At 69.3% G+C, this 7,892-nt stretch carries 7 protein-coding genes; 2 read left to right on the forward strand and 5 right to left on the reverse strand.

Annotated features, from left to right (window positions below):
* Positions 1-5: 5 nt before the first annotated feature.
* Genes IM632_RS05915 through IM632_RS05925 form a run of 3 tightly spaced genes read right to left on the reverse strand, consistent with a single transcriptional unit; the run spans position 6 to position 3,348 of the window.
* The gene (locus tag IM632_RS05915; RefSeq protein ID WP_296497880.1) at positions 6-1,898 is read right to left on the reverse strand and encodes a glycosyltransferase family 41 protein; all 1,893 of its coding nucleotides are present in this window, start codon (positions 1,896-1,898) and stop codon (positions 6-8) included.
* Complete coding sequence (locus tag IM632_RS05920; RefSeq protein WP_296483238.1) at positions 1,895-2,389, reverse strand: glutathione peroxidase; 495 nt, start codon at positions 2,387-2,389, stop codon at positions 1,895-1,897. The genes IM632_RS05915 and IM632_RS05920 overlap by 4 nt, the downstream gene beginning before the upstream one ends.
* Positions 2,390-2,409: 20 nt before the next feature.
* Complete coding sequence (locus tag IM632_RS05925) at positions 2,410-3,348, reverse strand: Gfo/Idh/MocA family oxidoreductase (protein WP_296483241.1); 939 nt, start codon at positions 3,346-3,348, stop codon at positions 2,410-2,412.
* A 114-nt stretch (positions 3,349-3,462) separates the two neighbouring features.
* Here IM632_RS05925 and IM632_RS05930 point away from each other — a divergent pair, with 114 nt between their 5' ends.
* Entirely contained in the window at positions 3,463-4,479 is a 1,017-nt protein-coding gene (locus IM632_RS05930) for an NADP-dependent oxidoreductase (protein WP_296503545.1), read from the forward strand.
* Here IM632_RS05930 and IM632_RS05935 read toward each other — a convergent pair.
* Entirely contained in the window at positions 4,466-5,392 is a 927-nt protein-coding gene (locus tag IM632_RS05935; protein ID WP_296483002.1) for a haloalkane dehalogenase, read from the reverse strand. The two genes, IM632_RS05930 and IM632_RS05935, sit on opposite strands and share 14 nt — an antisense overlap.
* Before the next feature lie 120 nt (positions 5,393-5,512).
* Between IM632_RS05935 and IM632_RS05940 the strand changes: the two genes are divergently transcribed.
* Positions 5,513-6,412, forward strand: coding sequence for a cobalamin biosynthesis protein CbiG (locus IM632_RS05940; protein ID WP_296483000.1), 900 nt, complete (start codon positions 5,513-5,515; stop codon positions 6,410-6,412).
* 176 nt (positions 6,413-6,588) lie between these two features.
* Here the strand turns inward: IM632_RS05940 and IM632_RS05945 are convergent, their stop codons facing one another.
* A complete protein-coding gene (locus IM632_RS05945; protein WP_296552120.1) occupies positions 6,589-7,533 on the reverse strand; it encodes an IS110 family transposase in 945 nt (314 codons plus the stop codon).
* Positions 7,534-7,892: the final 359 nt, after the last annotated feature.

The following is a 7,892-nucleotide window of genomic DNA, read 5'->3' on the forward strand; positions in this document are numbered from 1 at the left end:
CCCGTTCAGGCGTCCTCGGGCACGTCGAAGCTGCGGGGCTCCAGGCCGGCCAGCCGCCGCCGCCATGCGATCTCGTAGGCCGTCTCGACTTGGCGGCGGGTCCGGTCTGTATCGAAGAGGGGCGCGGCAGGGAGGTTCGCGGCGAGGCGCGCCTTGAGGGCCTTCAGCTGACCGGGGTCCCGGGCGAGGGCGAGGGCCAGGTCGCGATAGTCCTCCAGGGAGGTGGTCACCAGGTCTGGCAGGCCTGTCGCCCGAAGGAGAGAGGCGGCCACCCGCGCGGCGAAGCTGCGCCCGGTGCAGGTGACCAGGGGCAGGCCTGCCCAGAGGGCGTCGCTGGCCGTGGTGTGGGCGTTGTACGGCAGGGTGTCGAGGAAGAGGTCGGCCAGCCGGTGCCGGGCCAGATGGTCGGGCAGGGGCGCCTTGGGGGCGAACACCAGCCTTGCGGCGTCGACGCCTCTTTCGACGGCCTCGCGACGGAGGTTGGTCTCGATGACGGCGTCTCCACCGAGCAGCCAGAGCACGGACCCGGGGACCTCATGCAGGAGCTGCATCCAGACGTCGAAGACCGGCGGCGTGATCTTGTAGCTGGCGTTGAAGCTGCAGAAGACGAACCCAGTGTCCGGAAGGCCGGCCTCGGCCCGCGTCGGGGTCCGATCAGCGATCACCCGGCGGTCGTCATTGGGCTGGTAGGCGAACGGAAGCCGGATGATTTTTTCGTCGTAACTTCCTGATTCTTCTTTCGGAATGACCGTATGATCCGCCAGGATGTAGTCTGCAGCTACGGCCCCCATGGCGCCGGGATAGCCCAGATAGTTGATCTGGACGGGCGCACAGCGGCGCACAAACACCCCTGGTCGGCAGTGAGTGGTGAAGCCGTTCAGATCGATGGCTATGTCGATCTCGTCCGCGCGCAGGGCCGCAGCGATCCCCGCGTCATCCAGATCCGAGACGTCATGGAAGGCCTCGCAAGCGGCCTGGACCCGGGCGCGCATGTCGTCCTCTGCCTGCGGCGGCAGGGCGTAGGCGTGGATCTCGAACCGGCTCCGGTCATGCCGCTCGAGGAGGCCGACGAGCAACTGGGAGACCGCGTGGACCCGCAGATCGGACGAGACATAGCCCACCCGTATGCGGTCGTGGCGGTAGGTCTGACCGGTCCAGACGGCGGGCGGCCAGTCCGGGAAGCGGCCCTTCAAATGGGTGCGGACGCAGGCCATCTGGTCGGCTGGGTCATCATTGTGCGCCAGGAAGGTGAAGGGGATGGTCACAGGCTCTCCGCGCCGCACCCCGTCCCGCACCTCCTCCTGAAGGACCCCGAAGTCACGCCAGTCGCAGCACCGCATCTGCTGGTCCAGCAGGGCGCCGGTCAGGTCGGGAAGCGAGGGTTCCAGGGCCCGGGCGGCCCGGTAGGACTCCACCGCCTCGGCGTGCCGCTTCAGGGCCGAGAGCAGATGTCCTCGGTTCGAGTGCGCAAGGGCGTAGCCCGGCTCGGCGGCGACCGCCGCGTCCAGGGCCGCGAGCGCTTCAGTATTGCGTCCGAGGGACCTGAGGGCGTTGGAGCGCAGGTTGTGGGCGTCACCGGAGTGGGGCCGCAGCGCCGCCGCCCGCGTGGCGAAGTCGAGGGAGCGGACATCGTCGTTGAGGGACCGGTAGGCCCGGCTGAGGCCGAGCAGGGCGTCGACCCGATCGGGCTCCCGCTCCGCCAGTCCGGACCAGATGTCGATCGCCTCGCGCGTGCGGCCGAGGGACCGGAGGGCGACGCCCAGGTTGTAGGCCGCGTGCCCATGACCGGGGCGTACGGAGAGGATTTCCCGGTAGACCGAGACAGCTTCTCCTGTCCGGCCGGCCCGATGCAGCCCGACCGCGGCGTTGAACCGGCCCTCGACCTCTTCGTCGGTCACGCTGAGGTCGGGGCTGAAAGGGCGGCCTCGACCGCAGAGACGATTTCCGGCGCCTGCGGATCCGTCCTGGGACCGAAGGCGGCGATCAGTTGGCCGTCGCGCCCCACGAGGAGCTTGTGGAAGTTCCAGGCCGGATCGGCGGGCTCGCCGAGGGTTTCCAGGGCCCACTTGTAGAAGGGATGGGCGGAGGCGCCCTTCACGTCTTCCTTCGCGGTGAGGGGAAAGTCGATGTTGAACCGGGTCTCGCAGAAAGCCTTGATCTCGGCCTCGGTCCCCGGCTCCTGGCCCATGAACTGGTTGCAGGGCACGCCCAGCACGGTGAGGCCCTGATCCCGGTACCTGGCGTAGAGGGCCTCAAGTCCCTCGTATTGTGGGGTCAGGCCGCAGCGCGAGGCGGTGTTCACCACCAGAACGGCGCGGTCGCGAAACCCGTTGAGGGGAAGGGGCTCGCCGTCGATGGAGCGGAAGGCGAAGTCGTAGAGGCTGGCCATGGGGCTCTCCTGTCAGGAATTCAGAGGTGGTGTCGGGGGCCGGTTTCTTCCACCGCCTGCTCGATGGCGAGGGCCAGGTCCAGGGCCCGGGCGGCCTCCTCGCCGGTGACCACAGGTCGGTCGCGCTCCCCACGCACGCAGGCCAGGAAGGCGCCGACGCTGGCGCCCAGGGGATCCCGGGCGCCCGGCGTCTCCGCGAAGTCCGGGTTGAGGTCGAAGCCGGTGGTGTTGCGGAAGCTGCGCGCCAGGAAGTCAATCTCGAGTTCACCGGAGGGATAGACCACCCGCATGGTCCGCCTGCGCTCCGGCGCCATGCGCGAGGCGTCGAAGACCGCAGTGAAGCCGTCGTCGAAGGTCACCTCCGCGCGAACGGCGTCCAGGCCGCCGCTGTAGGCGACATCACCCTCCCCTTCGGCCGCCAGAGGCGCTCCTGCGGCCAGGGACAATGCAAGGTCAATGTCATGGACCATCAGGTCCAGCACGACCGAGATGTCCAGGCTGCGCTGGCTCTGCGGGCCCTGCCGCACCGCCTCCAGCCTCAGAGGACGCTCCGGCGCGCTGAAGAGGCCGATCGCCTCGAAGACCACCCGCTCCTGGTGTCCGCAGGCCACCACCAGCCTGCGTCGGCTGGCCTCCGCCAGGATCCGGTCGGCCTCTTCAAGGTCCACGGCCAGCGGCTTCTCGACATAGACGGAACGCCCTGCGCGAAGGGCGGCCAGGGCCCCTTCGGCATGACGGACGCCGGGCGAGGCGACCGTCACCACATCCACGGAGCTCAGAAACGCGTCGAGGTCATCGAAGGCCGCCGCCCCATGACGCGCCGCCACTTCCCGGGCCCGCTCCAGGTCCGGGTCGAAGACGGCGGCCAGGCCGGCGCCTTCGGCCTGGGCGTACTGGCGCGCATGGTAGCCGCCGAACACCCCGGCCCCGATCACCCCGCCCCTCAGGACCTTGGTCATTCTCTGCTCCGGATTCTGCGGTTGCAGCTAGCATTCCCCGTCGCCAGACGCCACCTTGGGTGAGGTTCCAGAACAGCGGCGCCGCCGCCTCGCCACGAGACTTAGGGGGAAGACATGACCACATCCCGGGAAATCCGCCTGCGCAGCCGTCCGCAGGGCCTGCCCGCCGCCGCCAACTTCGAGCTTGCCTCCGTAGACCTGCCCGCCCCCGGTCCGGGCGAAGTGCAGGTCCGCAACACCTGGATGACCGTCGATCCCTACATGCGCGGCCGCATGAACGACGTGAAGAGCTATGTCCCGCCCTTCCAGTTGGGCCGCCCGCTGGAGGGCGGCGCCATCGGCGAGGTGATCACCTCCAACGATTCGTCCCTGAAGCCCGGCGACCTCGTCCAGTCCAACTTCGGCTGGCGGGAGGCGTTCAACGCCCCGGCCGCCTCCGTGCAGAAGCTCAACACCCACGGCCTGCCGCCCGAGGCCTTCCTCGGGGTGGCCGGCATGCCCGGCCTCACCGCCTACGCGGGCCTGCTTCGCATCGCCGCCCTGAAACCCGGAGACGTGGTGTTTGTCTCCGGCGCGGCGGGCGCGGTGGGCTCCCTCGTCTGCCAGATCGCCAAGCTGAAGGGCCACAAGGTCATCGCCTCCGCCGGCGGCGCCGAGAAGGCCCGGTTCCTGAAGGACGAGATCGGGGTCGACGCCGTGATCGACTACAAGGCCACCGGCGACTCCGCCGCTGCCCTCACCGCCGCCCTCGCCGAGGCGGCCCCCGATGGCATCGATGTCTACTTCGACAATGTCGGCGGCGGCCACCTGGAGGCGGCCCTGAACGCCGCCCGACCTTACGCCCGCTTCGCCATCTGCGGGATGATCTCCATGTACAACGCCGAGGCGCCGGTCCCCGGCCCGTCGAACATGGCCCTGATCATCGGCAAGAACCTGCGGCTCGAAGGCTTCATCGTCTCCAACCACTGGGACATGATGGGCGACTTCCTGAAGGACCTCGGCGGCTGGCACGCCTCCGGCAAACTGAAGTGGCGCCAGACCGTTCGCGAGGGCATCGCGTCGGCCCCAGACGCCTTCATCGGCCTTTTCACCGGCGCCAACATGGGCAAGATGCTGGTCAAGCTGGTCTAACGTCCGCGAAGGACCGGAGCGCGGCCTCGGCGACGGGGCCGCCCCACTCCTGCACGAAGTGTCCCGCCTCGGGAATGAGCATGGGCTCGGGGCAGGTGGGCAGGCTTCGGCGCAGGTCTTCCATCACGGGTGGGCCCAGCACCATGTCGGCCCCGCCAACGGCCATGAAGACCGGCCCCCTGAAGTCCCGGGCCCAGAACGCCTTGGCCGCCAGGCTCTCCTCTATGCCCTCCATGCCCGGGTCGGTCATCACCCGTTCGGGAAAGGCCCGGACGCCGGCCTTGTAGCGTATGTCCGGGAAGGGGGCGTCGTAGGCGGCGCGCTCGGCCTCGGTGAGGTGAGGCGTCCCGCGTCCGATCAGGGCGCCGACCGCCAGGTCGGGATTGGCCTTGGCGTAGGCCCGCCAGGCCAGGAAGCCTTCCGAGGGCGGGGTCCCCGTCGCCAGGGTGGTGTTCATCGCAATGAGCCGGGCGAGCCGGCCCCGGAAGCCGACGTCCACCGGCAGGGTCAATCCGATGATCCCGCCCCAGTCCTGGACCACCAGGGTGATGTTCCGCAGGTTCAGGCGCGCCACCAGGGCCAGCAGCATCCGCCGATGAAAATGGAAACCGTAGACGGCGTCATCGACCGGCTTGTCCGACCGCCCGAAGCCGAAGAGGTCCGGGGCGACGACCCTCGCGCCCGACGCCAGGAAGACCGGGATCATCCTCCGGTAGAGATAGCTCCAGGTCGGCTCGCCGTGCAGGCAGAGGAAGGTGGGCGGGTCGGCCGGAGCGCCAGGGCCGCCGCCCTCGTCGATCACCGCGCACCGGAGACCCTCGTAACCCGGAAGATCATCGATGTAGCGCGGCGCCCAGGGAAAGTCGGGCAGGTTGGCGAAACGGTCGTCAGGGGTGCGCAGTGCGTCGGTCATGGCAGGGTCCTTTCCGCGTCGGGCGCACCTTCACACGGCCGCCGTCGCCGACCAAGACCGCCCGTTGGCGCAGGTCCCGCCAACGGCTAAAGAGAGGGCAGCACAAACCGGAGCCCGCCCGTGTCCCGCCTGTTCAACGCCTACGTCATCGTCGACTGGAGCGCCGCCGCCAAGCCGACCACCGGGGCGGACTCCGTCTGGATCGGGGTGATGAAGCGGGATGTCCGCTTCCGCCTGGCGTTCGAGGCCTTCAACCCGCCGACCCGGGCGGAGGCCGAGAAGAGGCTCAACGTGCTCCTCGATGACTTCCGCAAGCGCTCCGAGCGCGCCCTGCTGGGCTTTGACTTCCCTCTGGGCTTCCCGCGGGGCTTCGCGGCCGCCCTGAACCTTCCGGGCGAGGCGCCCTGGCGCGCGGCCTGGGACCAGCTCGACCGGATGGTCAAGGACAAGCCGGACAACACCAACAACCGCTTCGGCGTGGGCTCGGAGATCAACCGGCGCATGACCGGCGGCCCCTTTCCCTTCTGGGGCTGCCCGCCCAAGGACGCCCTGACCACCCTCCAGCCCAAGCGCACCCGGGAGCATGGTCCGGGCGACCTGCCCGAGTTCCGCCACGCCGACGCGGCGGCCAAGGCGGCCTCGATCTGGAAGCTCTACTACAACGGCTCGGTGGGCGGTCAGGCCCTGCTGGGCATTCCCTTCGTGCGCCGGCTACAGGCCGCCCGGGGTGCAGGTTTCCGCATCTGGCCCTTCGAGACCGGCTTCCGCCCCCTCGCCGAGGCCGACCTGGCGGGCATCGAGGTGGTGGCCGCCGAGGTCTATCCCTCCCTCTACAAGGCCCAGCCCGGACCTGGCGAGGTCAAGGACCTGGCCCAGGTCCGCGCGACCGCCGAGCACTTCGCCCGCCTGGACGAGGCCGGAAAGCTGGGCGCCGTCTTTGGCCCCGGCAAGGCCCTCAGCCCCGAGATCGCGGCCGACGCGGAACGCGAGGAAGGCTGGATCCTGGGGGTCGAGGGCTAGGCGTCAGCATCCCCTGAACCGGTCGCGGCCAAGCCGACCAGGGGGTAAGCCGTGAGGCCGTTGACCCCCTCAGGCAGCTTCGCGGACAGCTCTCCCTTGGGGGAGCAATTGAACGCTCCAATTCCTCCACCTTCCAGGGGGAGGTGGACCGCGCAGCGGGCCGGAGCAACCATGTTTCATACGGGCATGGCTTTGACCCAGGGCTGGCCTCTCTGGAGGACGAGGTTGGCGGCTTCGATGAGCTTGCGCATGACGGCGACGGTGACGACCTTGGGTGGTTTGCCCCTGGCCCTGAGGGTCTCGCCGAAGGCCCTCAGGCCGGGGTCGAAGCGCTTGGCGACGACGGCGGCCAGGTAGAGCATCCGCCGGGGCCGGGCGCGTCCGCCGCTGATGAAGCGCAGGCCCTTCCATTGGCCGCTGTCGCGGTCGAAGGGGGCGACGCCGATCAGGGAGGCGGCCTGACCGCGCCGCATCCCGCCCAGTTCCGGCATGCGGATCAGCAGGGTGGCGGCGACGATGGGGCCGACGCCCGGCAGGGAGACCAGCAGGCGGTATCGGGCCAGCAGGTCCGGATGGGCCTTGATCGCCGTCAGGATCTGGCTCGCCAGACGCCGCTTCAGGGCCTCCAGGGCGCGGACCTGGGTCCTGAGGGCGGAGCCGATATCCTTGAGCGTCACATGCTCCAGGAAGGTCTTCAGCTCCACCAGCTGGTCGGTGATCTGCTCGTAGGCCGTCATGCGTTCGGCCAGTTCCGCCAGCCTCGGGTCCTGGGCCAAGCGCACCGCCTCCACCTGCGCCGTCGCCGCCGCGATCAGCCGGGCGTCCAGCCTGTCGTTCTTGGCCCGCCGCCGCTTCAGCTGGGCGAAGCGGCGCACCTCGAGGGGCTGGTGAACCACCACCTCGAACCCCGCCGCCTCCAACGCCAGACGCACAGCCCGCTCGTAGCCGCCCGTCGCCTCCAGACCCACGCGCCCCACCCCGCGCGCCTTCAGCCAGTCCGCCAGCTCATCATGTCCCGCCGCCGTGTTGGACACCCGCGTCAGATCCTCAAGTCCATGGACCGCCACGTCCAGGTGAGACTTGCCGACATCGACGCCGGCGATCTTCCTGCTAAACTCCATCTGTTCCATTGACCCATCCTTGTGGCTTCGGACCCAAGCGTCCCTGCAACCATCCGGGTCATGAAACGTCGGTGGCGACCCTGCTCCGGCCCAGCCCAAAAGGCTCGGGGGATCTCGGCCCCTCCACCGACTGTCCGCCTGGCGTTGGAGCGCCAGGCGGACGTCCCGGAAGACAGACCCAATATAGCGCTTCTGAAACAAACAAGGGGGTCAACGGAATCGCCGTAGCTTTCCTCGACGTGCTTCGCGCGGAGCTCTCTCTTGGAGCGCGCAATTGAGGGGCTCTGTGGAGGCCGCCTCAGCCTTTAGCCGAACTTGGCCAGGAAGCTCGTCGGCGTCAGGCGGACATGGGCGTCGAG

Source organism: Phenylobacterium sp. (assembly GCF_020402505.1).
Classification (GTDB): domain Bacteria; phylum Pseudomonadota; class Alphaproteobacteria; order Caulobacterales; family Caulobacteraceae; genus Phenylobacterium.